Source organism: Streptomyces piniterrae (assembly GCF_005048155.1).
GTDB classification, from domain to species: Bacteria; Actinomycetota; Actinomycetes; order Streptomycetales; family Streptomycetaceae; genus Streptomyces; species Streptomyces piniterrae.
In genome coordinates, this window is the sequence record NZ_SUMB01000003.1 from 699,149 (window position 1) to 724,335 (window position 25,187).

At 73.8% G+C, this 25,187-nt stretch carries 20 protein-coding genes, 1 tRNA gene and 1 pseudogene; 14 read left to right on the top strand and 8 right to left on the bottom strand.

The genetic code is table 11. The features are described 5' to 3' along the window. Nucleotides 1–5 precede the first annotated feature (5 nt). Together FCH28_RS11780 and FCH28_RS39860 are read left to right on the top strand one after the other, a co-directional pair. Nucleotides 6–725 (top strand): YveK family protein, encoded by a 720-nt coding sequence (locus FCH28_RS11780; RefSeq protein WP_136739755.1) that lies wholly within the window; start codon nt 6–8, stop codon nt 723–725. Nucleotides 726–1,333: 608 nt separating this feature from the next. Beyond that, nucleotides 1,334–1,792, top strand: a pseudogene (locus FCH28_RS39860) (GNAT family N-acetyltransferase); the annotation flags it as partial. Nucleotides 1,793–1,830: 38 nt separating this feature from the next. Here the strand turns inward: FCH28_RS39860 and FCH28_RS11790 are convergent. Then, on the bottom strand, nt 1,831–3,162 hold the full coding sequence (locus FCH28_RS11790) for a glycoside hydrolase family 26 protein (protein WP_425471914.1): 1,332 nt from the start codon (nt 3,160–3,162) through the stop codon (nt 1,831–1,833). A gap of 150 nt (nt 3,163–3,312) precedes the next feature. Between FCH28_RS11790 and FCH28_RS11795 the strand changes: the two genes are divergently transcribed. Next, nucleotides 3,313–4,608, top strand: coding sequence for a carboxylate--amine ligase (locus tag FCH28_RS11795; RefSeq protein ID WP_187363814.1), 1,296 nt, complete (start codon nt 3,313–3,315; stop codon nt 4,606–4,608). Between the two features lie 62 nt (nt 4,609–4,670). After that, nucleotides 4,671–5,975 carry an NAD(P)-binding domain-containing protein gene (locus FCH28_RS11800; protein WP_136739757.1) on the top strand — a complete coding sequence of 435 codons (1,305 nt, stop codon included), beginning with the start codon at nt 4,671–4,673 and terminating at the stop codon, nt 5,973–5,975. A 115-nt stretch (nt 5,976–6,090) separates the two neighbouring features. Here FCH28_RS11800 and FCH28_RS11805 read toward each other — a convergent pair whose 3' ends face one another. Then, nucleotides 6,091–6,549, bottom strand: coding sequence for a hypothetical protein (locus FCH28_RS11805; RefSeq protein WP_246102662.1), 459 nt, complete (start codon nt 6,547–6,549; stop codon nt 6,091–6,093). Between the two features lie 257 nt (nt 6,550–6,806). Here FCH28_RS11805 and FCH28_RS11810 point away from each other — a divergent pair, with 257 nt between their 5' ends. Continuing rightward, nucleotides 6,807–8,270 carry an NsdA family TPR-like regulatory protein gene (locus tag FCH28_RS11810; RefSeq protein ID WP_136739758.1) on the top strand — a complete coding sequence of 488 codons (1,464 nt, stop codon included), beginning with the start codon at nt 6,807–6,809 and terminating at the stop codon, nt 8,268–8,270. Between the two features lie 47 nt (nt 8,271–8,317). Here the strand turns inward: FCH28_RS11810 and FCH28_RS11815 are convergent, their stop codons facing one another. Next, a complete protein-coding gene (locus FCH28_RS11815; protein WP_136739759.1) occupies nt 8,318–8,911 on the bottom strand; it encodes a histidine phosphatase family protein in 594 nt (197 codons plus the stop codon). A 306-nt stretch (nt 8,912–9,217) separates the two neighbouring features. Between FCH28_RS11815 and FCH28_RS11820 the strand changes: the two genes are divergently transcribed. The 6 genes from FCH28_RS11820 (at nt 9,218) to FCH28_RS11845 (ending at nt 15,047) form a co-directional block, all read left to right on the top strand. After that, the gene (locus FCH28_RS11820) at nt 9,218–10,474 is read left to right on the top strand and encodes a hypothetical protein (protein ID WP_246102664.1); all 1,257 of its coding nucleotides are present in this window, start codon (nt 9,218–9,220) and stop codon (nt 10,472–10,474) included. Next, nucleotides 10,465–12,063: a hypothetical protein gene (locus FCH28_RS11825; RefSeq protein ID WP_136739760.1), complete on the top strand. Its 1,599-nt coding sequence runs from the start codon at nt 10,465–10,467 to the stop codon at nt 12,061–12,063. The genes FCH28_RS11820 and FCH28_RS11825 overlap by 10 nt, the downstream gene beginning before the upstream one ends. A gap of 133 nt (nt 12,064–12,196) precedes the next feature. Next, nucleotides 12,197–13,558 (top strand): AAA domain-containing protein, encoded by a 1,362-nt coding sequence (locus FCH28_RS11830; protein ID WP_136739761.1) that lies wholly within the window; start codon nt 12,197–12,199, stop codon nt 13,556–13,558. 78 nt (nt 13,559–13,636) lie between these two features. Next, complete coding sequence (locus FCH28_RS11835) at nt 13,637–14,020, top strand: hypothetical protein (protein WP_136739762.1); 384 nt, start codon at nt 13,637–13,639, stop codon at nt 14,018–14,020. Nucleotides 14,021–14,309: 289 nt separating this feature from the next. Further along, entirely contained in the window at nt 14,310–14,918 is a 609-nt protein-coding gene (locus tag FCH28_RS11840) for a bifunctional DNA primase/polymerase (RefSeq protein WP_136739763.1), read from the top strand. Between the two features lie 55 nt (nt 14,919–14,973). Further along, a tRNA-Lys gene (locus tag FCH28_RS11845) sits at nt 14,974–15,047 on the top strand. 69 nt (nt 15,048–15,116) lie between these two features. On the opposite strand, the gene FCH28_RS11850 is transcribed toward FCH28_RS11845, so the two are convergent. Further along, nucleotides 15,117–16,391: a M6 family metalloprotease domain-containing protein gene (locus FCH28_RS11850; RefSeq protein WP_136739764.1), complete on the bottom strand. Its 1,275-nt coding sequence runs from the start codon at nt 16,389–16,391 to the stop codon at nt 15,117–15,119. Nucleotides 16,392–16,718: 327 nt separating this feature from the next. Here FCH28_RS11850 and FCH28_RS11855 point away from each other — a divergent pair, with 327 nt between their 5' ends. Further along, a complete protein-coding gene (locus tag FCH28_RS11855) occupies nt 16,719–18,551 on the top strand; it encodes a putative bifunctional diguanylate cyclase/phosphodiesterase (protein WP_136739765.1) in 1,833 nt (610 codons plus the stop codon). Between the two features lie 35 nt (nt 18,552–18,586). On the opposite strand, the gene FCH28_RS11860 is transcribed toward FCH28_RS11855, so the two are convergent. From FCH28_RS11860 to FCH28_RS11870, 3 genes are all read right to left on the bottom strand, one after another. Beyond that, nucleotides 18,587–19,735, bottom strand: a complete 1,149-nt coding sequence (locus FCH28_RS11860; protein WP_136739766.1) for an LLM class flavin-dependent oxidoreductase — start codon at nt 19,733–19,735, stop codon at nt 18,587–18,589. A gap of 113 nt (nt 19,736–19,848) precedes the next feature. Beyond that, nucleotides 19,849–20,574: a maleate cis-trans isomerase family protein gene (locus FCH28_RS11865; protein WP_136739767.1), complete on the bottom strand. Its 726-nt coding sequence runs from the start codon at nt 20,572–20,574 to the stop codon at nt 19,849–19,851. A 158-nt stretch (nt 20,575–20,732) separates the two neighbouring features. Beyond that, nucleotides 20,733–21,644, bottom strand: a complete 912-nt coding sequence (locus FCH28_RS11870; RefSeq protein WP_136739768.1) for a maleate cis-trans isomerase family protein — start codon at nt 21,642–21,644, stop codon at nt 20,733–20,735. 211 nt (nt 21,645–21,855) lie between these two features. Between FCH28_RS11870 and FCH28_RS11875 the strand changes: the two genes are divergently transcribed. Continuing rightward, the gene (locus tag FCH28_RS11875; protein ID WP_136739769.1) at nt 21,856–22,851 is read left to right on the top strand and encodes a D-2-hydroxyacid dehydrogenase; all 996 of its coding nucleotides are present in this window, start codon (nt 21,856–21,858) and stop codon (nt 22,849–22,851) included. A gap of 197 nt (nt 22,852–23,048) precedes the next feature. Continuing rightward, nucleotides 23,049–24,485: an amidase gene (locus tag FCH28_RS11885; RefSeq protein WP_136739770.1), complete on the top strand. Its 1,437-nt coding sequence runs from the start codon at nt 23,049–23,051 to the stop codon at nt 24,483–24,485. Here the strand turns inward: FCH28_RS11885 and FCH28_RS11890 are convergent. After that, nucleotides 24,466–24,966: a DUF3830 family protein gene (locus FCH28_RS11890; protein ID WP_136739771.1), complete on the bottom strand. Its 501-nt coding sequence runs from the start codon at nt 24,964–24,966 to the stop codon at nt 24,466–24,468. The two genes, FCH28_RS11885 and FCH28_RS11890, sit on opposite strands and share 20 nt — an antisense overlap. Between the last annotated feature and the right edge of the window lie 221 nt (nt 24,967–25,187).

A 25,187-nucleotide genomic window follows, 5' to 3' on the forward strand; every position in this document is an offset into this window, starting at 1 on the left:
GCGCCGTGGACCGGACCAGGGGAGAGCGGCCCCGGGCGGCCGCCCGTCCGCGGTCCTGGCGGCGCCGGCTGCCCCGCTGGTGGCCGCTGTCGCTGTGCGCGCTGCTCGGCGCGGCGGGCGGTGCGTCGTACGGGCTGCTGGCGCCGCCGCAGTACGCCGCGACCAGCTATGTCGTGGTGGTGCCCACCAAGTGGGGCGACCCGGCCACCGCGCTCGGCTTCGCGCAGGCCTACGGGCGGGTGGCGACCGACGGGGCGGTGCTCGCCGCCGCCCACCGCGTCTCCGGGCTGCCGCTGGACGCGCTGCGCGGCGGGGTGCGGGCGATGACCTCGCCGGACGCCCCGGTGATCGAGATCACCGGCACCGCCGGCACGCCGGGCACCTCGGCCCGGGTCGCCAACGCGGTGGCCGGCGCGCTGGCCGGTACCGGCAACGGGACGGCCGGCCGTACCGGGGCCGAGGTGCTGGTCTTCTCCCGGGCCACGGTCCCGTCCGCGCCGGTCTCGCCGTCCGTGCCGATCGCCACCGGGGTGGGCGGCTGTGCGGGCGGTCTGCTGGGCGGACTGCTGCTGCTCGTACGGCCCGGGGAGCGGCGCGGGACGCCAGGGGCAGCAGGGGCAGCGGCGGTCCCGGCCCCCGCGCAGGGCTCCGCTCCGCCGCCTCGGGGCGCCGACGGAGCGCTGCCGGGCGGGGCCCCGGAGACGGCCGAGGGGGCGGTGCGATGACGCCACGGCGGACGCCGCCGGACGCACCGGGGACGGCGGGGGCGGCGGCTCCGGCGCCGCTGTCCCCCGGGGCGGTGTCCGCCGCGCCGGGCCCGGCGGGCCTCCCCGGCCGCCGGGAGCCGGCCGCCCCGCCGCCGGCGGAACTACCCGCGACGCTGTGCCGCGACCCTGAGGAGTTCGCCGCGCTGGCCACCGACTGGCGTGCCCTGCAACGGCGTTGCCGGGCCGCCACCCCCTTCCAGAGCCACGCCTGGCTGTACTCGTGGTGGCTGTCGTACGGCACGCCGGGGCGGCTGCGGATCGTCCTGGTGCGCCGCGCGGGCCGGCTCGTCGGGGCGGCGCCGCTGATGCTGACGTACCGTCCGCTGCCGGTGCTGGTGCCGCTCGGCGGCAGCATCACGGACTTCTCCGACGTGCTGCTCGACGACTCCTGCGCCCAGCTCGCGGCCGGCGCGCTCGCCGAGGGGCTGCGCCGGGCGGCCCGCGGCGCCGTCGTCGACCTGCGCGAGGTCCGGCCCGGCGCCGCCGCCGAGCGGCTCTACGCGGCCTGGCCCGGCCCGCGCCGCACCCTCACCGACTCGGTCTGCCTGGAACTGCCCGGCGTGCCGATGCCGCAACTGCTGGCCCGGCTCACCGGCGCCCGCGCCCGCCGGGTCCGGGCCAAGCTGCGCAAACTCGACGCGCTGGGCATCGAGGAACACGCGGTCCCGGCCCACGAGGTGCCCGCCGCGGTGGCGAACATGCTGCGGCTGCACGGGCTCCAGTGGGCGGGCCGCGGGGTGACGCCGGAGCATCTGCGGCCGCGGTTCGCCGACCATCTGGTGCGCGCCACCCGGGAGATGGTCGCCGGCGGTGACGCGGTGCTGACCGAGTACCGGATGGCCGGCCGGGTGATGGCCGCCGACCTCATGCTGATGTCCACCGACCTGGCCGGCGGCTACCTCTTCGGCGCCGACCCCGAACTGCGCGCCAGGAAGGTGGACATCACCACCATGCTGATGCGCCACGACGCCCGCCATGTCGTCGAGACCCGCCGCGGCGCGCTCAGTCTGCTGCGCGGCACCGAGCCGTACAAGCGCCACTGGCGCCCGGTCGCGGTGGCCAATCAGCGGCTGCTGCTCTCCCGGCGGGCGGCCGCGCCCGCGCTGCGGCTGTACGCGGCGCAGGCGCACGGCCGCGCGCTGGCGGCCGGCCTGGCCAGGGAGCGGCTGACGTCGCTGCGCGGCGTACGGGCGCGGCTGAACGCCTGGCAGACGAGAGGCGCGAGCAGACGATGACGCTCCGGTGCGCGGACGGCGCGTCTCCCGGGCCCCGGCGGGTGGCAGTCGTCCCACCGGGCCCACGGCGGCGGCCACGGCGCGGCCTGCGACAGGTCGTGGAGCGCGGCGCGGAATTCCCGGGAGGACTCCGGATTCTCCTGGCACTGCCAGACACCGTGCGGGCAGTAGTCGGTGATCGTCTGGTAGAGCGGCTGGTGCACGGAGATCCACGTCAGCATGCGTCGCACGAATTCGGGATTGTCACCGTTGTCGAACAGTCCCCATTCCGGATACGAGATCTGCTTTCCGTGCACGGCCGCGAAATCCACCTGGTGTTGCAGCCCGTACGGCTGGTCGACCATTTCGTCGAAGGTCACGCCGGCCGGCCGGTCGTAGGTGTCCATCCCGATGATGTCCACAACCCGGTCGCCGGGGTAGCACTGGGTCCAGCCGATGGCGTCCTCGCCGCGACTGGGCGCGAAATCGAATTGGAATTCCTGCCCCGGAACCGAGCGCATCGCGGTGACGATGCGGTTCCAGTACTCCTGCCAGGCTTTCGGGTCGGGCCCGCAGCGGTGGGTGTAGGTGATCCCGTTCATTTCCCAGCCGAGGGTGATGACGGTGTCCGGGACGTCCATCTCCACCAGATTCCGGGCCAGCGTACGGAAATGCCCGTCGAAACGGCCGGCCGCGCCCTCTTGCAGCAGCCCGCGCACCTCGGCGTCCGGAAGGTGCTCCTCGTTGCGCTCCAGCATCGGCACGTTCAGCACGAACATCCGGTCCGGCGCGCCGTTCCGCCAGTGCGCCCACGGCCGGAGGAACTCCGGCCGGCCCTCGATGTTCGACCAGCGGTCGCCCGGCAGATAGGTGTGGCCGACCTGGATGTCGGTACCACCGAGCCAGCGCTCCATGCCGAACAGCCGCCGTACGCCCGCTTCGTCCGAGCCGAGAAAGGCGCCCAGGGGTACCGGGGGCATCGGGGGACCAAGGGGCATACCGTCCTCACCGAAATTCCGCGCGTCCTCGGTAACGCCGTGCCCGGAAATCCCGGTCCGCGTAATAACGTCACGGGCGAAGCCGTCACGGCCGGGCACGGCGACGAGACCGCAGGAGACGAGAAGGCAGAGGGTGACCGCCCCGAGAGTGGTGCCCGCCAGCCACCGGCTTCGCTGGGACATAGTGACTCCTTTGGGGACGCCCGCTAGGGAGCGCGCTCATCCCATGACGGTAATCAGAGTTCCTCCATATGGGCCGCCCGAACGCCTTCTGATAGCCCATTGGCGAATTCCGTCCCCCACACGGTCCATCGAAGTGAAGGACTCCCGCACATGTCATCGTTCGACACCGATGTGCCCGTACTTCTGCTCCGGCTCGACCCCAACCCCTTTCACCACGGCACGCTGGGCGCGGTCAGATCGCTGGGCCGGGCGGGAATCGAAGTGCATGCCGTGGTCGAATCGGCGCGCGGCCCGGTCGGCCGGTCGCGCTATCTGCACCGGACGCATGAACTCCCCTCCGGGCCGATGACGCACACGCCTCTGCTGGCGCTGCTGCGGGATATCTCCGAACGTATCGGCCGGCCCGCCGTGCTCATTCCCATGGACGACCGCGGCGCGATCGCCGCGGCCCGCCTCGCCGGCCCGCTGCTGGGCCGCTTCCTGCTCCCCGCCCAGCCTCCCGGCCTGCCCGAACGGGTCGCCGACAAGGCCGAACTCGCCCAGCTGTGCCGGGAGCTGGAGCTGCCGCACCCGGCGACCGCCCTGCCCGGCAGCGCACAGCAGGCCGCCGACGCGGCCGCCGGCCTCGGACTGCCGGTCGTCGCCAAGTGGAGCCGCCCCTGGCTGCTGACGGGGATGGCGGACTCCGGGCTGCGCAGCACCACGCTGGTGCGCACCCCGGACGACGCCCGCCGCCTCTACGAACTGACCGAACGCGCGGGCAGCGCCCTCCTCCTCCAGCGTCTGCTGCCCAGCGCCCCGGACACCGACTGGTTCTTCCACGGCTGCTTCACCCGCGGCGGCGGCTGTCTGATCGGCGGCACCGGCCGCAAGGAGCGCGCCTGGCCGCCGCGCACCGGGCAGACCGCCGTCGGCCGCTGGCTGCCCAACCCCGAGGTGGAGCGGGCCGCGCTGCGGCTGGCCCGGCACCTGGGCTACCGCGGCATCCTCGACCTCGACTTCCGGCGCGACGCGCACGGCCGCTACCACCTGCTCGACTTCAACCCCCGCCCCGGCGCGCAGTTCCGGCTGTTCACCGACCGGTCGGGGCTCGACGTGGTCCGCGCGCTGCACCTGGACCTGACGGGCCGTACGGTGCCCGCCCCGCGCGGCGTGCACGGGCGGCTGTTCCGCGCCGAGAACTACGCCCTGCTGTCGTCGGTGGCCACGGCCTTCACCCGCCGGCCGCGTGCAGTGACGGCCGGCCGACCGGCCGGCGCGCGTGGCGGGCGCCACGGGGTGGAGCGGGCCTGGTTCGCCGCCGACGACCCGCTGCCGTTCCTGTCCATGACCGGCTCATGGCTGCGCAGCGGCGCCCGCAAAAGCGCGCACCGTATGCGCGCCGGCGCGCCGCGCCTGGCCCGCCCGGTCCCCGCACGCCCCCTGGGCGCGCCCCAACAGCCCTGACCGCGGTGCTCCCCCGGTGGACCGCCGCACGACGAGCCCGATGAGAAAGAGCAGGAACTTCCATGTACGACCTCGTGGTGGTGGGCGCCGGCCCCTACGGACTCTCGATCGCCGCGCACGCGGCCGCCGCCGGGCTGAGCCTGCGCGTCCTGGGCCGCCCGATGGCCTCGTGGCGCGACCACATGCCCGCCGGCATGTTCCTCAAGTCCGAGCCCTGGGCCTCCGACCTCTCCGACCCCGCCGGCGACAACACCCTCGCCGACTACTGCGCCGCCCACGGCCTGACCGCAAGCCACGGCGTCCCGCTGCCCATCGACGTCTTCACCGCGTACGGCCGGTGGTTCGGCGAGCGGACGGTGCCGCAGATCGAGGAGGTCACGGTCACCGCCGTGCGCCCGGACGCCGGCGCGTTCCGGGTCGAGACGGACACCGGCGAGAGCATCCCGGCCCGTACCGTGGCGCTCGCCGTCGGCGTGCTGCCGTTCGCCAACCGGCCCGAAACGCTCCACGGGCTGCCGGCCGAGCTCGCCTCGCACAGCAGCGACCACCGCGAACTGGACCGCTTCGCCGGCCAGGACGTCACGGTCGTCGGCTCCGGGCAGGCCGCCCTGGAGACCGCGACGCTGCTGGCCGAACAGGGCGCCAGGGCCCGCGTCGTGGCCCGCGCCGGGCGGCTGCGCTGGAACAGCCCGCCGCAGCCGCTGGAGCGCGGCCGGCTCCGCGCGCTGCGCGACCCGCACTGCGGTCTGGGCACCGGCTGGCCGAGCTGGCTGTGGTCCGAGCTCCCCTGGGCGGTCCGCGGGCTGCCCGCCAGGACCCGGGCGCGGATCGCCGAGACGGCGCTGGGACCGGCCGGCGCCTGGTGGCTGCGGCCGCGCTTCGAACCCGCCGTACCCATCCTCTTCGAACACCGCATCAGGACGGCGTTCCCGCACGGCGACGGGGTCAGGCTGGAACTCACCCATAAGGATGGCCGCACGACGGCCCTCGACACCCGGCACGTGGTGGCGGCGACCGGTTTCACCCCCGACCTCGGCCGCCTGCGGCTGCTCGACCCCCGGGTCCGCGGCACGCTGCGGACGGTCGGCGGCAGCCGGGCCCCCGAACTGAGCCCCGGCTTCGAGTCGTCCTGGCCCGGCCTGTTCTTCGCGGGACTGCTGACCGCGCCGTCGTTCGGCCCGTCCATGCGCTTCGTCTACGGCGCCGCCTTCACCGCGGCGCAGCTGATGCGCGGGGTCCGCCGCCGGCTGGACGACCGGCACGGCGATCGTCCAGCCGTCGGCGTCCCCCGCCCGACGGCGGCCGGCACCCGGGCGACCAGGCGCGAGCCGGCCGGGATCGCGCCCACCCGAAGAGCCGCCCGCTAGGACGCACGGCGGAACAGGGCCCCGCGCACACCGAAGGGGCCGCCCGGAACTCCCCGGACGGCCCCTCAACCTCTGGGCCCTGCGGCCCCGTTGGCCGACCCTTCGGCGCGGTCCCTCACTGACACCGGTCCACGGCCGCGATCGTGCGGGCCGCCTCGCCGAGCGCCGCGCGCAGTACGGCCGGGTCGGTGGCGGCGGCGTACGCGCCCTCCGGGGGCACCAGCCATCCGGTGCCCATGACCGGCGGCTCGATCACCGTCACCGCCTCCTCGGGGTCCTCCTCACCGTCACCGTCGTACGCCGTGCCCAGCGTCAGCCCGCGCCCGTAGGTCTCGGTGCAGGCGCTGCCCGGCACATCCCATCCGGCGGCGGTGCCCGGCGGCACCAGGAATCCGAGGGTGTGGCAGGCACCGTCGTGCAGGACGGGGCCGACGCCGTCCCGCAGCCGGAGGATGTCGACGGCCTCCAGCCCCTGCCGGGCGGGCACCGTGACGAGGTCGCACGGGGGCGCGGGCTCCGGCGGCACGCCGTGGTCGGATCCGTTGACGCTCCTGCTCACGCCGGTCTCCCGCACGGAAAACCCCTCCTCCTGTGCACGCGCCGCACCCTTACACCCTGTGTAACGGCTCGGCACGTCAACAGCTACGGCGGCGTAACGCTGCAAAGGATGGCACTTCATGGCGGATCGCGGGTGAGATATCCCGTTTGTAGCCAAACTCCCACTGGTGCGGCCGTCCCAGCCGGTACGGTCGTCCCGCCGCACCGCCAGAACGCCAGGGGGTGCGATATCGCCACGAAGATGGCACGGAGAGGGCACGGAGAGGGTCCGCCATGGCGTCGCCACCAGCAAAATCAGCGTCGTCCCACACCGTACCCGCCCGCCCGAACACCGCTTTCCGACAGCTGCGCGGCCGGCTGTCCCCGGGCGAGTTCGCGGCGGCGGTCCGACGGTCCGCCCGTGAGATCGGCGAGCAGGTCTCGTGCGACGCCCGCTATGTGGGCCGCGTCGAGTCCGGGGAGATCCGCTGCCCGAACTACGCCTACGAGCGAGTGTTCCGGCATATGTTCCCCGGGCTCACGCTGCCGGACATGGGTTTCGCACCACGCGAGACGGTACGCGGACGGGGGGCGCGTACGGCGGCGGTCAGCGCCGCGCCCCTGGCAACCGACCACGACCACCGCGATACCCGTATCCAGACCTGCGAGGAGAGCGACGTGCTGCGTCGCGCGTTCATCACCGGCGGCCCGGCAGCCGCCCTGGGCATCGCCGCCCTGCACCCACTGGAGTCCGCCGCTGCCGCCGCCGCTGCCGTCTCCATTCCCGCCCCCCGCACACCGGCCGGCGGCCGGGCCGGCGCGGCCGAGGCCACCGCCGTCGAGGAAGCCGTCCGCCGCATCCGGCTGCTGGACGACCGGCACGGCGCCGAGGGCATCTACCGCCGCGCCACCCAGCCGCTGCGGGCCGCCTACGACATGCTCGACGCCAACATCCAGCACCGCACGGTCTCCGACCGGCTGCACTCCGGTGCGGGCGAACTCGCCATCACCGTCGGCTGGTTGGCGCACGACTCGGGCCGCCACGGCGACGCCCGCTCGCACTACGCCGAGGCGCTGGCCACCGCCCGGGTCTGCGGCGACGCCGCCCTGGAGGCGCACGCCTTCTGCAACACGGCCTTCCTGGCCCGCGACGCCGGCCGCCCGCGCGAGGCGGTACGCGCCGCCCAGGCCGCGCAGCAGGCCGCCAAGCATCTCGCCTCGCCGCGGCTGCTGTCGCTGCTGGCGCTGCGCGAGGCGGGCGGCTGGGCGGGCCTGGCGGACCGTACGGGCTGCGAACAGGCGCTGGCACGGGCCCAGCGGCTGTTCGCGGGCGGCCCCGGCGACAACGATCCGGAGTGGATGTCGTTCTACGGCGAGGCCGAACTGGAGGGCCTGGAGGCGCAGTGCTGGTCGGCCCTGGGCGAGCGGGCCCGCGCGGTGGAGCACGCACGCCGGGCGGTGGCCCTGCAGGATCCTCACTTCACCCGCAATATCGCCCTGTTCACCGCGGAGCTCGCCGCCAACCTCGCCGAGAGCGGCGCCCCCGAGGAGGCCGCGGCGGCCGGCGCCCGCACCCTGGCACTGCTGGAACAGGTCCACTCGGCCCGCATCCGCACCATGCTCGACGACACGGCCGGCATCCTGCGCCCGCACCGCGCCCACCGCATGGTCGCCGAGTTCCTGGACCGGCACACGGCGTCCGCGCTGGCGGCCGGAGCCCGGGACGGCGCGCAGGTGACGGAGCGCCAGCCGGTCTAGGCAGCCGCTGGCCCGCTCGGCCGGGCGCCCGTCAGCCGAGGTGGCCGTCAGCCGAGGTGGCCGGTGTCGTTCCAGCGCTCGATCGCCGGCTCGCCGTAGGCCCAGCCGAGCACCGACAGGGACGTCGGATCCAGCCGGATGCGGGACCCGAAGGAGATGTCCAGGCCCAGCCAGCGGGCGCCCAGGGTGCGCAGGATGTGGCCGTGCGCGAAGACCAGCACATCGCGGTCGGCCGAGCGCGCCCAGTCCACGACCTCGTCGGCCCGCGCGGAGACCTCGGCGAGCGTCTCCCCCTCCGGGACGCCGTCGCGCCACAGGAGCCAGTCCGGGCGTATCGCCTTGATCTCGGCCGGGGTGAGGCCCTCGTACGCGCCGTAGTCGACCTCCATCAGCGCGTCCCACTCCTGCGCCCGGTCGCCGAAACCGGCCAGTTCGCAGGTCTCCTTCGCGCGGACCAGGGGGCTGGTGCGGATCTCGACGCCGGGCAGGGCGTTCCAGGGGGTGCGGTGCAGCCGCTCGCCCAGCAGCTTGGCGCCGCGCCGGCCCTCGTCCAGCAGCGGGATGTCGGTCCGCCCGGTGTGCTTGCCGGAAAGGGACCACTCCGTCTGCCCGTGCCTGGCCAGGAGAATGCGCGCTGCCATGGGTCGTACCTCTCGCCGATTCCTCGGCTTCTCGTTGCTCGAAGCGGACGGTGGCCGCGGGACGTGACGCCCGCGCGGCCCGCGGGACCTCCCATCATCACCCATGGGTCGGTTTTGTCCTGGGGCGGGGCGGAGGCGGGACCCCGGGCCGCCCCCGGACGCTCGCGGCGCTCCCCCTGCCGCCCCCGCCCCACCCCACCCGATCCGGCCCCGCACCGGTCCTGAACCAGCCCCCCGCGGCCCCCGAACGCGCCCTTTCGCGGGGGAGCGCCCCGCGTGTCAGTGCCGGATGCGAGACTTCCGCGGGTGAACGCTTTCCGCGACAGTCGACACGCGGCCGCCCCGCCGGCGGAGCAGCCGGCGCCGAGTCCGGGCCTGCGCCGGAGCCTGACGGCGCTGCGCGGCGCCGGTGTGCGGCCGCGCTCCCTCGATGCCCGTGCGCTCGCCGCGCTGGCCGCCAACCCCGGCTGCCGCCGCCGCGCGCTGCTGGACGGCGCGGGGATCGACAAGGGCGCGCTGGCCCAGGCGCTCGGCTCGCCCGCGACCTACGGCCAGTCCCAGTTCGCGTTCGTGCGCGGCAACTCCTTCGAGGCCCGGGTGAAGGCCGACGGCGGCGCGGATCTGCTGCGGCTGCTCCACGAACGGCTGCGGCCCGGCACCCCGCCGCCGGAGCCCGCGGCGGTCGCCACGCCCGATCTGTCCGCGGCCGGTCCCGAGGGCCGCGCGGCCCGTACGGCACTGGCGCTGCGCGAGGCGACGGCGGCCGGCGGCTGGGCCCTGCTGGACCATCCGATGCTGGCCGTCGAGGTGGCCGGCTCGCCGGCCTATGTGGAGCCGGATGCGGTGGTCGTGCATCCGGACGGCGGCTGGACGGTCGTGGAGATCAAGTCCTTCCCGATGATCGACGGTGTGGCGGACGCCGCGAAGGTCGGCGCCGCGGCCCGCCAGGCGGCGGTGTACGTCCTCGCCCTGGAGACGGTCGCCGGGCATGTCGCCGCCCGGACCGGCCGCGAGGTCCGGGTCAGGGACCGGGTGCTGCTGGTCTGCCCGAAGGACTTCTCCAACCTGCCCACCGCCGCGCCCGTCGACGTCCGCAAGCAGCTGGCGACGACCCGCCGGCAGCTGGCCCGGCTCACCCGTGTCGAGGAGATCGCCGCGGCGCTCCCCCCGGGGACCACCTTCGATCTGCGGCTCACGGACGACGGCCGGGCGACCCGCCCGCCCGAGGAGCTGACCGCGGCCGTCGAGGCGGTCGGCGCTGCCTACGCACCGGAGTGCCTGGCCGCCTGCGAGCTGGCCTTCCACTGCCGCAAGCGGGCCCGTGAGGACGGCGCGGTGGAGGCTCTGGGGCGCGGCGTACGGGGCGAGTTGGGCGGCCTGCACACCATCGAGGAGGTGCTGGCCGCGGCCACCGGGGCAGACGTCCCGGCCGCGGACACCCCCACCACCGACACCGCCGCCCCCGACGACCCCGCGGTCCACGCCCTGCGCCGGGCCGCCGCCCTGCGCGCCGAGGCGCTGGCCGCCGCGGCCGACCGATCCCAGGAGGCGGAATGTCGCTGATCGAGACGCTGGCCCGGATGGAGGCCGTGGCGACCGGCCGCGCCGCGCCGCTGGCCACGGTCCGGCACCGCCATCTGTCCGAACAGCCCCTGGTCTTCGTGCCGTTGACCACCGCCGGCGAGGCGGGTGCCCCGCTCGGCGCGCTGGTCGGCACGGACCGCGAGAAGCCCGCGCTGCTGGCCGTACCGCAGCCCCGCAACCGCGATCTGCGGTTCGCGTTCCTCGCCGAGCTGGCCGAGTCGCTGCTGCCGTATGTGGACGGCTTCGCCGACGTCGTCGAATGGGAGGAGCGCAAGGAGACCGACCCGGAAACCGGCAAGAAGGTCCCGGTCCAGGTCGAACTGTGCGCGGACGCGCCGCAGTTGATCGTGCCGAGCGCCGCCGGCATCGACTTCGTCCGGCTGCTGGGCCGGTCCATGCGGTTCCGGCGGACGGCCGAACAGGAGCCGGAGGCGCCCTATCCCGCGCCGCCCCATGTCCCTCTCCTGGGCCGCTGGTTCACCCATTTCGGCGAGCGGGCCCGGGTGCCGGGCGCCAGTCTGCTGCTGTCCATGACGGGCCTGCTCACCCGCCATTGGGCCACCGGCCAGAGCCTGCTGGAGGACCAGCACCTGGGCGCGCTGCTCGCCTGGATCGATCCGCCCGCCCGTCACCCGACCTCCACCCCCAGAAGACAGCGCTCCGCGCCGGCCCTCCAAGGCGTCTCGGGCCGGGCGGCGGCCGAGCGCGCCGAGTCGGCGCGCGACGCGGACGGCCGGCTGCTGTGCCCGCCGGCCGGCCCGGCCACCGACCCGGCGTTCGACAACCGGCTGCTGGCCCCCGCGATGGCCCGCTTCGACGCCGGGGTGCCCGGCGCCGAGGACGAGATCCACGGCCTGATAGAGAGCCAGCTGCGGCCGACCTGGGACGCCGTGTGGCACGGCATCGACCTGCTGCGCGGCCTCCCGCCGGGCGCGCGGGTCGCCGACCGCTGGAAGCGCGACCGCTGGTCGTACACCGCGCACCGCGACCGGGTGCGCGCCGGGGAGCCGCCGCAGCCCCGCCGGGACGACGCCGTCACCGCCGCGCAGAAGCTCGCCTCGCGGGAGACCGCGCAGGCCCAACTGGACGCCCAGGAGGCCCTGGACGACCCGCTGGTGATGGCGGGCCGCCGGCTGGCGGGCGAGGCGCTGGAGGGCACCGTCACGGCCGTCGAGATGGCGTTCTCCGAAGGCCGGCGACCGATGCCGCGCCCGCTGGTCACGCTCCGGACGGCCGACCGGACGCCACTGCCCGAGCGCGCCAAGCTCTACCGCGCCCTGCCCGACGGGAAGACGCAGACCGCCGAGTTCGTGGCGTACGCCGCGGAGGAACCGGGGGCGCTGGTGGTGCGGCTGACCGGCGGCATGGGGCGCGGCAGGACCCCGGAGCCCGGTTCGGTGCCGGAGCCGGATGACGCGGTGTGCTGGACGCTGTTCGAGCACGCGCCGCGCGGCGGCCCCGAGCTGCCGGATCCCGAGGACACCCCCTGGACGCACGGCGGCCCGCCGGGCGCCACGGGGGCGCCCGAGGACACCCCCGACACCGCGACCGCGGAGGACTTCCTTTGAACCCTCCCCCTACCAAGCGGGGGGATTCCTGGCTCACGCCGCTCGGTCGCTCAGCGAACGATCGAGTCTTACGCACTCAACACCAGCCGGGTTGGAACCAGCCCGGTTGCCCCGAAAGACAAGGCGGTTACGCGTGCTTGGTTCTCGCTACGCGCAGCGCACAGCTTACTCCTTCGACCCCGCGGCGGAGGCCGCCGCCGCGACCGACGCGATCCTGCACGACACGCTGCACGGCGAGCGGCGCGGCGTGGTCGTGGACTCCCCGCCCGGCGCGGGCAAGTCCACCCTCGTGGTGCGCGCGGCCCGCGAACTGGCCGCGGCGGGGCGCCCGTTGATGGTCGTCGCGCAGACCAACGCCCAGGTCGACGATCTCGTCCTGCGGCTCGCCGAGAAGGACCCTCGGCTGCCGGTCGGCCGGCTGCACAGCAGCGAGCCCGGCGCGTTCGACCCGGCGCTGGCGGAGCTGCCGGCGGTCCGTACGTCCGCGAAGGCGGCCGATCTCGCCGGGATGGACATCGTCGTCTCGACGGCCGCGAAGTGGGCGTACACCAAGGTCGACGAGCCGTGGCGGCACGCCATCGTGGACGAGGCGTACCAGATGCGCTCCGATGCGCTGCTGACCGTCGCCGGGCTCTTCGAGCGGGCGCTGTTCGTCGGCGATCCGGGGCAGCTGGATCCGTTCAGCGTGGTCGGCGCCGACCAGTGGGCGGGCCTGTCCTACGACCCGTCGTCGAGCGCGGTGTCCACCCTGCTGGCCCACAATCCCGACCTGCCGCAGCACCGCCTGCCGGTCTCCTGGCGGCTGCCCGCCTCCGCCGCGCCCCTCGTGTCGGCCGCGTTCTATCCGTACACACCGTTCCGCAGCGGCACGGACCACGGCGACCGGCGGCTGGCCTTCGGTGTGCCCTCGGACGGCTCCGGTGTGGACCGCGTCCTGGACGAGGCCGCCGAGTCCGGCTGGGGCCTGCTGGAGCTGCCCGCCCGGCACACTCCGCGTACGGACCCGGAGGCGGTGCGCGCGGTGGCCCTGGTGGTGGGTCGGCTGCTGGCCCGCGGCGGCGCCGCGACCAGTGAGCACTCCCCCGATCCGGCTCCGCTGACGGCGGCCAGGATCGCGGTCGGCACGGCCCATCGCGACCAGGCGGCGGCGGTCCGCACGGCCCTCGCCGAGCTGGGCGTGACGGAGGTCGCGGTGGACACCGCCAACCGCCTCCAGGGCCGCGAGTTCGATGTCACGGTCGTCCTGCATCCGCTGTCCGGGCGCCCCGACGCCACCGCCTTCCACCTGGAGACCGGCCGGCTGTGCGTGCTCGCCTCGCGGCACCGGCACGCCTGCATCGTGGTGTGCCGGGCGGGCGTCGCCGACCTGCTGGACGAGCACCCCTCGACGGAGCCGGTGCAGCTCGGCGTCACGGTCAAGTTCCCGGACGGCTGGGAGGCCAATCACGCCGTCCTGGCGCATCTGTCGGAACACCGCGTGCCGTGGCGGCCCTGAGCGACACCCGGGCTCCCGAGGGCGTACTTGCGCCAGGCGCGACAATGGAATGCGGCACACGAACCAGGAGGTACGTCCATGTCCGAGCCGCAGCCGGCTCCCGATCCCCGTGGTGCGGCGCCCGCCCACCGGCCCAGAAGGCCCGCGCCGCTGCTCTTCGAGCCGCCGGAGGCCGTTGCCGACCCCGAGCACTTCTTCGACCTGGAGTCGCTGGACGACCCGCGCGAGCTGCTGAGCCGCGCCACGGAGCTGGCGCTGGCCTTCCGCGCGGCGGCCGAGCGCGCGACGGAGTTCCAGGCGGTGGCGGCGGCCCAGCTCACCGACCCGCGGCGCTTCGACCGGCTGCCGCTGGCGGTGCTCGCGGAGCGCGCGGAGTGGACCGAGGACTATGCCAAGAAGATGATCGAGTTCGGCCACGGTCTGATGCGGGACGGCGGTACCCGCATCAGCGACGGGGACTGACCGGCCGAAACGGGGGCCGCCCGGACCGGGACCGGCTGCACGCCCCATCCGCCCCTCGCGCCCCGTACGGCCCACGAGGCATGATCATGAGCCGCTGGCATATGCGAGGGACGAAAGATACTCCCTGCCGCCCGGCCCCGTCCCGGTTTCCGTCATTCGGCGGAACAGGAAAACCCGGTGTCGGTAGACCTGTCCCCATGAGCCAGCGGAGCGAGCGAATGACGGAGAGGTGCGGGCCTCTCGCGTACGAGGCCGGGCGCAACGAGGCATCGGGAAGCGAGGGGTCGGCATGACCGACTGGCTGCCCGACACTCCCCGCACCCTGGCCTTCCCCACCACGTCCTATGTCACCCTCGCCGGAGCCGACTGGCTCGCCTCCGCCAGCCCCCATCCGCGCGCCCTGCACACCCTGTGGGCGGACCGGCCGGGCGCGCCGAGCGTGCTGCCGTGCGGCACCGCCTTCGACGTGATCAACGCCCCGGCGCTCTTCGGGCGCCGCATGGTGGACCAGTTATGGTCCGCCGGTCCGGGCTCCGGCCCGGTCGCCGCGCACCGCGGCCGGCTCCTGCTGTTCGCCGCCCCCGGCACCGCCCACCGGCTGCCCTCGCTGCTGCACTGGGAGGAGTGGGCGTACGCCGTCCCGCCGCTGCTGTGCCACGGCAGCGGTGACGCGGTGACCGTGCCGCCGCTGCACCCCTGCGCGGAGGACGAGGATCAGGACGCCCCGCCCGCCTCCCGGTGGCTGGTCGCGCCGGGCGTCCGCCATCCCTGGCTGCCGGGCCCCGACGTCCTCCTGTGGGCCGTCGTCCGCGCCGCCCGCTCGGCGGTCGGCCGATCGGCCGGGATCGACGGCGAGACCGCCCCCGAGCAGCCCGTTCCGGCGCTGTCCGCCCCCTGAGGCAATCGATTTTTGCCCACCCCGAGCAGGATGCTAATGTTTTCCCCGTCAGCAGGCGCCGCTAGCTCAGTTGGTTAGAGCAGCTGACTCTTAATCAGCGGGTCCGGGGTTCGAGTCCCTGGCGGCGCACCGACAGACGAAGGCCCTCACCTCGGTGAGGGCCTTCGTCGTGTCCGCACCGGCCGCCGGCCCGGCGGTTCAGTCGCGGCCCACCTTGACCGTCCAGTCCCCGTCGGCCGTCCGCCCCTCGACCTGGACGCGCACCCCGTCCTCGGCGGCGTCCAGGCTCTCCCCCACGCCCAGCGGCGCGTCCGCCAGCGGCGGGTAGACGGAGCTGCCCCAGCAGGCCGCGGTGCCCGGGTGCCCGTCCAGCACCCGCACCGGACCGGAGCCCGAGGAGGTCTCGCTGCGCACCCGGTAGACCAGGACGCCCTCGGTGCACAGCGAATGGTCGTTGCCGACGGCGCCGCGGGCCTCGATGGCGAGCGCGCTGGCCGGTCCCGTACGGACCACCAGGAGCCGCGCCCGGCGCTCGTCGCCCTGTTCCCTGGGGGCGGAGAGCGGGCGCAGGGTGTGCACGGACGAGCCGGTGAGCCCGGCGCAGTCCACCTGGTTGTCGCCCAGCCAGCCGAGCTTCCACTTGTGCCAGGCGAAGGGGTCGGGCGCCAGACCGAACTGGCTGCCCATGAGGTCCCAGTCCCCCACATAGGTGTCCCAGTCACCCTTGCCGTCGTCCGGTCGGTGGTAAAGGTCCGGCAGATCGAAGACATGCCCGGTCTCGTGCGCGAGGACATTGCGGTCCGGGGGGCTCTGCTCGAAGACGGTGACGAATCGGCGCAGCTCGGCGTTGTCCGCGCGCATCGGCTGGTCGAGGTTGACGACCTTGGTGGCGTCCGAGTCGACACCGGGGGCGTCCGGATCGGCGACGAAATAGACCATCTCGTAGCGGCTGAAGTCCACGGACGCGTCGGCGGCGGCGACCGCGTCGCGGAGATAGGAGGCGCGGCGGCCGGAGTCCCAGTCGCGCTGTATTCCGTACCTGCCGGAGCGGTGCGGCATCCGGACCCATCTCCGGTGGATGTGCGGGCGCAGCCGGAATCTGCCGTAGGAGGCCTGGTCGAAGAAGCGGGCGGTGGAGGGGAAGTAGTCCTTGCCGAGGGTGCCGGGGTCGGTGAGGGGCCGGGAGTCCGGGAAGGACAGGAAGACCATCACGGCGTCGAGGGCGTGGTCGGGGCGCGGATAGGCGCCGTTCCAGGTGTCGACGCCCTCGGAGTGGTGGGCGCCGGTGCGTCCCAGCGCGCAGGAGAGGGAGGCTTCGGAGGCGGTGGCGGGTCCGGCGACGATGGAGGTGGCGATCAGTGCGCTCAGCGAGGTGCCGACGGCTCCGAGGCGCCGCAGTCGGCGGCGGTCCACTCCGTCGGGTGTCCGGGCGCGCGGCACATCGACCTCCAGAGGCGGATTCGGGAACCTCATCCACCCTGTGGCGATTGAAAGCTATTCGTCCTGTTTCAAGGACCCAGACGAGTGAGCGGCGTGTCGCCGTGTGTTCGTAACGGAAAGTCACAAACGACCAACGGGGCAATCCAGGCGAACACAGCCGAGCAGAAATGGCTGAAGTTCCGTCATGGGTGCCGACGATCACGGCTGCGTCGCTGGCTCGCCCATTGCGCCAGCCTCTATGATCGCCACACTTTCCAGCGCGAGGTCCCCCCTCCACACGAGACAAGCGCCATGCGGGAGCGAGCAGTGAGCGGACAACCCGACGGAACGGGCCGCACGCCCGGAGCGACGCTTTCCTCAGTGACGGAGCGTGACAGTACGACCAGTGACAGTGCGATCGAAGACGCCCGCTGCGGGCACCACGCCCCGCCGCCCCCCTGCGACAACGCGCCCTGCGACGGCACCGCCGCCTCGCTCGGCGACTACCGCGCCGCCTTCTACGCCGGCCGCCTCCCGATGGCCGTCCTCAACCGCGACGGACTGGTCCTCGCCGCCAACCCCGCCTTCGGCGAACTCGTCGGCACCGACCCGGACCAGCTGGTCGCCGCCACCGCGGCGGACCTCACCGACCTCGGCGCCGACCCGCGGGTGTGGACCGCCTACCGGGAAGTGCTGTGCGGCCGCAGCGACCGGTTCCGCTGCACCCGCCGCCTCAAACACTCCGAGGGGCAATCCGTCTGGGTGGAAGTGACGGTCGAGCCGCTGACGGGCGAGGAGCGGGTCCTGCTGACGGTGGCGGACATCAGCGACCGGCACGACCTGCTGGCCCGGCTGCGGCATCTCCAGATGCACGACCCGGTGACCCGGCTGCCCAACCGCGCCCTGTTCTTCGAGCGCCTCTCCGCGACCCTGGAGACCGCCGCCGTCGAGGCGTCCGGAACCGGCCGGATCGGGCTGTGCTACCTCGACCTGGACGGCTTCAAGGCCGTCAACGACACCCTCGGGCACCGCGTCGGCGACCGGCTGCTGAGCGCGGTCGCACAGCGGCTGACGCGCTGCGCGGAGAGCGCGGCGGACCGCGGCCCCGGCCGGGGCCGGCATCTGGTGGCCCGCCTCGGCGGGGACGAGTTCGCCCTCCTGGTGGAGGACTCCACCGGCACCGACCAGCTGGCCGAGCTCGCCCAGAGCGTCCTGGACGCGCTCCAGCGGCCGTTCGACCTGGCCGGGCAGCGGCTGTCGGTGTCGGCCAGCATCGGCGTCGTGGAACGGACCGCCAACGGCACGACCGCGACCGGCCTGATGCAGGCCGCGGACACCACGCTTTTCTGGGCCAAGGAGGACGGCAAGGCCCGCTGGACGCTCTTCGACCCGGAGCGCAACGCCCACCGGATGACCCGGCAGGCGCTCTCCAGCACGCTCCGGCCGGCCGTGGACCGCGGCGAGTTCACCCTGGAGTACCAGCCGCTGGTCGGGCTGGACGACGGGCGGGCGCAGGGCGTGGAGGCGCTGGTGCGCTGGCGGCATCCGCAGTTCGGCGTCCTGTCGCCGAATCGGTTCATCGCATTGGCGGAGGAAAACGGCGCGATCGTCGAGCTGGGCCGCTGGGTCCTGGAGCGGGCCTGCCACCAGGCGCGCGCCTGGCAGCTGGCGCATCCCGGCGGCCAGCCGCTGTTCGTCAGCGTCAATGTGGCCGTACGTCAGGTGTGGGACTCCGACCTGGTCGCGGATGTCGCCGGGATCCTCGCCGAGACCGGGCTGCCGCCGCGGCTGCTCCAGCTGGAGCTGACCGAGTCCGCCGTGATGGGCTCGGCCGGCCGGCCGCTGCAGGCCCTCCAGGCGCTCAGCGACATGGGCGTACGGATCGCCATCGACGACTTCGGCACCGGCTACTCCAACCTCGCCTACCTCAGCCGGCTTCCGGTGTCCGTGCTGAAGCTGGACGGGTCGTTCGTCCGCGGCTTCCGCTCGCAGGAGCATCCCAACCCGGCGGACGAGATGATCGTGGAGGCGCTGGTGGCGCTCGCCCACCGGCTCGGGCTGACGGTCACCGCGGAGTGCGTGGAGAGCGCGGAACAGGCCGAACGCCTGCGCCGCATCGGCTGCGACACCGGCCAGGGCTGGCTCTACTCCCGCCCGGTCGCCCCCGACCGCGTCGAGGCGCTCCTCGACGCGGGGCGGCGTACCGGCGGCTGAGCCCGACGCGCACGGGCTGCCGGCCCGGCAGGCGGCTACTCCGGCAACCCGTACGCGTCCGCTATCAGCTCGTAGGAGCGCAGCCGGGCCGCGCTGCCGTGGGCGTTGGAGGTGATCATCAACTCGTCGGCGCCGGTGCGCTCGACGAGCGCGTCCAGGCCCCGGCGGACGGTGTCCGGTGTGCCGAAGACGACATTGCCGAGCCAGCTGTCGACGAAGTCGCGCTCCCGCTCGCTGAAGTCGTACGCCGCAGCCTCCTCCGGGCTGGGCACCAGACCGGGACGCCCGGTGCGCAGCCGGATCATGGACAGCGCGCCGGTGAGGACCTGACGGCGGGCCGCCCGCTCGTCCTCGGCGGCCAGCGCCGCGACCCCGATCAGGGCGTACGGCTCGGACAGCACCTCGGAGGGGCGGAACGAGGCGCGGTAGAGGTCGAGTGCGGGAACGGTGTTGGCCGCCGAGAAGTGGTGGGCGAAGGCGAACGGCAGGCCCAGTGTTCCGGCCAGCCGGGCGCTGAAGCCGGAGGAGCCGAGCAGCCACAGGGGCGGCCGGTGCGCCGACTGCACGCCGCCGGGCGAAGTGGCCTGCACCGGGCCGGGGACCGCGTGGATCTTGGCGTACGGGTGCCCGTCGGGGAAGGAGTCGTCGAGGAAGCGGGTCAACTCGGCCAGCTGCTGCGGGAACTCTTCCGCGCCTTCGTGGTGGGGGTACCGCCCTGCTCGAACGGAGTTGAGAGCTTGGGGGATCTCGGTGCGGCGGAGCGCGGCGGCGGTCGCGCCGTCCGTGCCGGGCGCGCGGCCCAGGCCCAGGTCGACGCGCCCGGGGGCCATCGCCTCCAGCGTGCCGAACTGCTCGGCGATCACCAGCGGCGCGTGGTTGGGCAGCATCACTCCGCCGGAGCCGAGCCGGATGGACGTGGTGTGCGCGGCGAGGTGGGCGAGCAGCACCGCGGGCGAGGAGGAGGCGACGCCGGGCATGGAGTGGTGCTCGGCGACCCAGTAGCGGTGGAAGCCGCGGCGTTCGGCCGTACGGGCGATGTCGACGGCCGTGCGTATCGCGCCGGACGCGGTGTTGCCGGCGCCGACCGTCACCAGGTCGAGTACGGAGAGGGGGACCGGTGCGGTGCCCTTGGCCGTGCCCCGGGTGCCGTCGCCGGTGCCCCTGTACTCGTCTTCGCCGCTCACGGTGCGGGTCCTCCTCGCGTCGCTGGTCTGCGAGGAGGGCAACCGGAGAAGTTCTCCGGTTATTCCCGCCCGTGCGGCTCGTTCCCGGCCGGGTGTCGCTTCCCGGGGCGGCTTCAGCCCCGCGTCGTACGGGTGAAGAGTTCGCCGAGCTCCGGGCAGGCGATCTCGCGGTCGAGGAGGCGCAGCCCTTCCCACACCGTGACCTGATTGGCGGTGAGCACCGGCTTGCCGAGCTCCGCTTCGAGGGCGGGCAGATGCGCGGCGGTGTGCAGCGCGGTGTCGGGCAGCAGCACCGCCTCGGCGTCCGGATGGTCGCCGGCCCGTGCGATCGCCAGCACCTCCTCGCGGCCCCAGGTGCCGACCTCGGCGGCGGTGATGATGCCGCTGCCGCGGGTCGAGACGACCTCCGTACCGGCGGACTTCAGGAACGCCTGGAAGTGCTCGGCGACATCGGCGGGGTAGGTGGCGGCGATCGCGACCCGGCGGGCGCCGAGCGCCTGGACGGCGTGCGCGAAGGCGAAGGACGTACTGGAGGCGGGCAGGCCGGCGGCGACGGACAGCTCCCTGACCTGTTCGTGGGCGCCCTCCCAGCCGAAGACGAAGCTGGCGCTGGTGCAGGCCCACACGACGGCTTCGGCGCCGCGGACCTTGAGCTCGGCGACGCCGGCGGCGAGCCGCGCGGCGGAGCCCATCTCCAGCAGCGCGTCGACCCTGTGGGCGTCCTCGCCGATGTCGGTGTGCACGAGCGGCAGGCGGACCGAGCCGCCCAGCAGCGATTCGAGGCGGGGGTAGTCGTCCTCGGCGGAGTGGCCGGGGTAGAGGAAGCCGACCGATGCCATGCAGGTCTCCCTTTGGTGTACGGCTGCGGGTGGTTCAGCGGTGCGGGGTTCAGCGAGTGCGGGTGCCCGTGGAGCGGGCGGCCACTGCCGACGGTGGGGACGTCGGCAGCGTACCGATATATCCCGGTTTTGGAGATACGTCAGATTCGTGACGACTCTCACACCGGAGGCAGCGGTCCCGGATCCTCCGGCGGGTAGGGCGGCGGCTCGACGCCGTCGACCGCCTCCCCCTCGGGCGCCACCGGGGGCCCGGCGAAGGCGGCCTCCGGGGTCGCCCGCGGCCTGGCCTCCGGCACTGTGGGGTCCGATCCGGACATCGCGGCGGGGCCGCGCCGCGCCACCGGGTCGAGCAGGGCCTGGTACGGGCCCACCGCGGCCACGCCGATGGCGCGCAGCGCGGCCCACATCGTGACCTGGTTGGCGGACAGCACCGGCATCCGCAGCTCGGCCTCCAGCTGCGGGATGACGTCGTAGGTGGGCAGGTTCGTACAACTGATGAAGAGCGCGTCGGCGGCACCGACCACGGCGGCGCGGGCCATGTCGACGACATCGCGGTAGGGGACCTTCCAGATGTGCCGGGTCAGTCCGAGGTAGGCGCGGCCGGTGACCGTGATGCCCGCCTCGCCGAGATAGTCCTCCAGGGAGTCGGTGACCGATTTCGTGTAGGGCGTCACGACCGCGATGCGCCGTGCGCCGATCTCGCGCAGCGCTTCGATGAGCGCGCCCGATGTGGTGAGCGAGGGAATTTCCCCCGCCTGGTTCATGGCGGCGCACATGGCGCGCTCGCCCGCCACCCCGCCGACGAAGCTGCCGGAGGTGCAGGCATAGGTGATGACCTGCGGTGATACCGCACATAGCGCCTGAACGGCGGCGTCCAGGGTTTCGTGCTCGCTGACCAGACGGGCCAGGTCAAGGCTGACCTCGACGGGCACGAAGGGAGTTCGGGTGAGGTGGAGGGACACGTCGTCGGGAACCCAGCGCCACAGTTCCCGGTCGAGTGCGAAGTCGAAGGGTGCGACTACGCCCACGCCGAGCTGAGGCTGTGGGCCCCCCAGGAAGGAGACGTCCATGAAGGCCCCTAGAAAGAAAACGCAGGGGTGGAATGGCCAGGCCAGTGGCCGTGGATGTGGTGCAGCCGGTACAAGCCGGGACGTCGGGACAGAGCCGTTGTTGACACGGTAGATACGACTTCTTAGCGTGGTCAATCCTCGCATCTCAGGCATCCCGTCGGCGCCCCTCTTCAGTGATAAGGGGCACACGTTTCAGAACGGTTTCTGGCCTATGTCCGAAAGCACCGGAACCAGCACCGACAGCACCGGCAGCACTGTCCTCGTACTCGGCTCCGACCCGCCGCCGAAGCTGGACCGGCTCACCGGCCGGGCCCAGGTGATTTACGCGGACGACGCGTCCCTGGCCGGTCTACTCCCCTCCGCCGACGTCCTGTTGGCCTGGGACTTCACCTCCGACGCCATCCGGGAGGCGTGGCCCGAACACGGGCCCAAACCGGTCTGGGTGCACACCGCCAGCGCCGGGGTGGACCGGCTGCTGTGCCCGGCGCTGATCGCCGACGACACCCAGGTGACCAACGCCCGCGGCGTCTTCGAGCAGCCGATCGCCGAGTACGTCGCCGGTCTGGTGATCGCCATGGCCAAGGACTTCTATGGAAGTTGGGAGCTCCAGCGGCAGCGCCGCTGGCGGCACCGCGAGACGCTGCGGGTTGCCGGCACCCGGGCGGTCGTGGTGGGCTCCGGGCCGATCGGGCGGGCCATCGGCACCACCCTCCAGGCCCTCGGCATCACCGTCGATCTTGTCGGCCGCCGGGAGCGCTCGCCGGATCCGGAATTCGGCCTGGTGCATGCGAGTGACGCGCTGAACGGACTGCTGCCGGCAGCCGATTGGGTGGTCTGCGCGGCGCCGCTGACCGACGCCACCCGCGGGCTCTTCGGCAAGGACGCGTTCGACCGGATGAAGGCGCAGGCGCGGTTCATCAACATCGGGCGCGGGCAGCTGGTCGTCGAGGCGGACCTGGTCGCCGCGCTGCGCGGCTGGCGGATCGCCGCGGCCGCGCTGGACGTCTTCGAGCAGGAGCCGCTGACCACGGACAGCACCCTTTGGGACGTCCCCCATCTGATCGTCTCGCCCCACATGAGCGGCGACACGCTGGGCTGGCGGGACGCCCTCGCCGAGCAGTTCCTGGACAACTTCGACCAGTGGTACGCCGGCGAGCCGCTGAGCAATCTCGTCGACAAGCGCCTCGGGTACGTACCGGTGAGGTGACGCCGGGGCGCGCGCCGCCACCGGCGCGCGCCCCCGTGTGCCACGGGCCGCGGCACGGGCGCCCCGTCCCCTCCCCCGCCGCCCCGACGCCTCCCTCCCGCTCCCCCGCGCCTCCACTCCCGCCGGCCCGACGCCCCGCCGCCTCACTCCCCCGCCGCCGCCCCGCCCCCGGGGCCCGGCCAACGCCCGGAGGACGTATGACGACCGAACCGACCCAGCTCGCCGATCTCACCGCCACGCGGCTCACGGCCGGGTACGCCGCCGGCGAGTTCTCCCCCGTCGAGGCGACCCGGGCCGTGCTGGAGCGCGCCGAGGCCGCCCAGGCCAGGACCAACTGCTTCACCCGGATCGACGCGGACGAGGCGCTGTCCGCCGCCAAGGAGTCGGCGGAGCGCTGGCGGGCCGGCACACCCGCAGGACCGGTGGACGGGGTCCCGGTCACCGTCAAGGACCTGCTGCTGACCCGGGGCGCGCCGACGCTGCGCGGTTCGCGGACGGTCCGGGCGGACGGCGCGGCGTGGGACGAGGACGCTCCGTCGGTCGCCCGGCTGCGGGAGTCCGGCGCGGTGTTCGTCGGCAAGACGACCACCCCGGAGTTCGGCTGGAAGGGTGTCACGGACAGCCCGCGGCACGGGGTGACGGGCAATCCGTACGACCCGGGGCGCACCGCGGGCGGCTCCAGCGGCGGCAGCGCGGCGGCCGTCGCGCTGGGCGCCGGGCCGCTGAGCCTGGGCACGGACGGCGGCGGCTCGGTCCGCATCCCGGCGTCGTTCTGCGGGATCTTCGCGCTCAAGGCCACCTACGGGCGGGTGCCGCTCTATCCGGCGAGCCCGTTCGGGACGCTGGCGCATGTCGGGCCGATGACCCGGGACGCGGCGGACACGGCGCTGATGATGGATGTGATCACCGGCCCGGACTGGCGGGACTGGTCCCAGCTGGGCCCGGCCGCGGGCTCGTTCCGGGACGCGCTGACCGAGCCGGTCGCCGGACTGCGGGTGGCGTTCAGCCCGTCGCTCGGCTGGGATGTGCCGGTGGCGGAGGAGGTCGCCGCCGCGGTCCGCTCGGCCGTCGACACGCTCGCCGGGCTCGGCGCCTGCATCGAGGAGATCGACCCGCTCATCGAGGACCCGGTGGAGGCGTTCCACACCCTGTGGTTCAGCGGCGCGGCCCGGGTCGTCCAGCATCTGGGTGACGCCGAGCGCGAGCTGCTCGACCCCGGGCTGCGGGAGGTCTGCGAGCAGGGTGCGCGCCACAGCGCGCTGGACTATCTGGCGGCGGTGGACACCCGGATGGCCCTCGGCCAGGCGATGGGCCGCTTCCACAGCGGCTACGACCTGCTGGTGACACCGACCGAGCCGATCACCGCGTTCGAGGCGGGCGCCGAGGTCCCGGCCGGCTCCGGACACACCCGCTGGACCGGCTGGACCCCGTTCACCTACCCGTTCAACCTCACCCAGCAGCCCGCCGCGAGCGTGCCCTGCGGGGTGGACGGCGACGGGCTGCCGATCGGGGTGCAGCTGGTCGGGGCGCGACACGCGGACGCGCTGGTGCTGCGCGCCGCGCACGCCCTCTACGAGGCGGGGGCGGCGCGGATCCCCGCGCCGCCCCACTCGGCTACGCCCGGCGGAAGTTGAGGGTCTCCCCCACGGCGCCGGCCCGCCACAGGTCCTGGCAGGCGTCGGCCATCCGGTCGAGGCCGTCGACGACGGCGCCCCAGACGATGCCCGGCACCCAGCCCGCGTCACCGTTGATCAGCAGGTTGTTGCGCTCGTAGAACAGCGCGAGGTCGACGACGGTGGCGCGGCCCTGGTGCGTGGCCTCGCTGTCATAGCCGTAGGACTTGGTGCCCAACTGGGTGTCGGTGAAGGTGAAATAGCACAGGTCGCCGGGGATCGGAGTGATCGTCGGATTCTCCAGCGGCGGTTCCTCCGGGGCGAACGGCGGAATGAGCGCGTAGATCTCGTTGCGGGCGTATTTGGCGTGGTAGACATCGCCACCGAGCGGGAGCGCATCCCATACCGCGTTGCAGGTGATGGGCGCGCGATCGTCGAGCAGTTTGGCGGTGCAGGTCACGCCGCGCTTGTCCAGGGAGACTTCGATGAAGCGGTCAGCCATGTGGCCTCCTACCGGTCCTTCACAGAACAAAGAGGGAGCGAATGGATCTGTTGAGCCCTTCCGCGCTTTCGGCCCGGAACAGCCTGAAAGACGCTTTGTACGACGCCGTCAACCGGCCATCGCCATGGCCCATTACGGCCCATGCACGCGAACCATACAGGCGCAATACCGACTTACGACACATGCTCCCTCCGCTTACATCAAGGGCTGGAAACTATCGG

Excerpts from the sequence above, each read along its gene's own strand:
- FCH28_RS11790 (WP_425471914.1), bottom strand. The coding sequence starts at position 3,162 with ATGTCCCAGCGAAGCCGGTGGCTGGCGGGCACCACTCTCGGGGCGGTC.
- FCH28_RS11795 (WP_187363814.1), top strand. The coding sequence starts at position 3,313 with ATGTCATCGTTCGACACCGATGTGCCCGTACTTCTGCTCCGGCTCGAC.
- FCH28_RS11800 (WP_136739757.1), top strand. The coding sequence starts at position 4,671 with ATGTACGACCTCGTGGTGGTGGGCGCCGGCCCCTACGGACTCTCGATC.
- FCH28_RS11810 (WP_136739758.1), top strand. The coding sequence starts at position 6,807 with ATGGCGTCGCCACCAGCAAAATCAGCGTCGTCCCACACCGTACCCGCC.
- FCH28_RS11815 (WP_136739759.1), bottom strand. The coding sequence starts at position 8,911 with ATGGCAGCGCGCATTCTCCTGGCCAGGCACGGGCAGACGGAGTGGTCC.
- FCH28_RS11825 (WP_136739760.1), top strand. The coding sequence starts at position 10,465 with ATGTCGCTGATCGAGACGCTGGCCCGGATGGAGGCCGTGGCGACCGGC.
- FCH28_RS11835 (WP_136739762.1), top strand. The coding sequence starts at position 13,637 with ATGTCCGAGCCGCAGCCGGCTCCCGATCCCCGTGGTGCGGCGCCCGCC.
- FCH28_RS11840 (WP_136739763.1), top strand. The coding sequence starts at position 14,310 with ATGACCGACTGGCTGCCCGACACTCCCCGCACCCTGGCCTTCCCCACC.
- FCH28_RS11850 (WP_136739764.1), bottom strand. The coding sequence starts at position 16,391 with ATGAGGTTCCCGAATCCGCCTCTGGAGGTCGATGTGCCGCGCGCCCGG.
- FCH28_RS11865 (WP_136739767.1), bottom strand. The coding sequence starts at position 20,574 with ATGGCATCGGTCGGCTTCCTCTACCCCGGCCACTCCGCCGAGGACGAC.
- FCH28_RS11870 (WP_136739768.1), bottom strand. The coding sequence starts at position 21,644 with ATGGACGTCTCCTTCCTGGGGGGCCCACAGCCTCAGCTCGGCGTGGGC.
- FCH28_RS11875 (WP_136739769.1), top strand. The coding sequence starts at position 21,856 with ATGTCCGAAAGCACCGGAACCAGCACCGACAGCACCGGCAGCACTGTC.
- FCH28_RS11885 (WP_136739770.1), top strand. The coding sequence starts at position 23,049 with ATGACGACCGAACCGACCCAGCTCGCCGATCTCACCGCCACGCGGCTC.
- FCH28_RS11890 (WP_136739771.1), bottom strand. The coding sequence starts at position 24,966 with ATGGCTGACCGCTTCATCGAAGTCTCCCTGGACAAGCGCGGCGTGACC.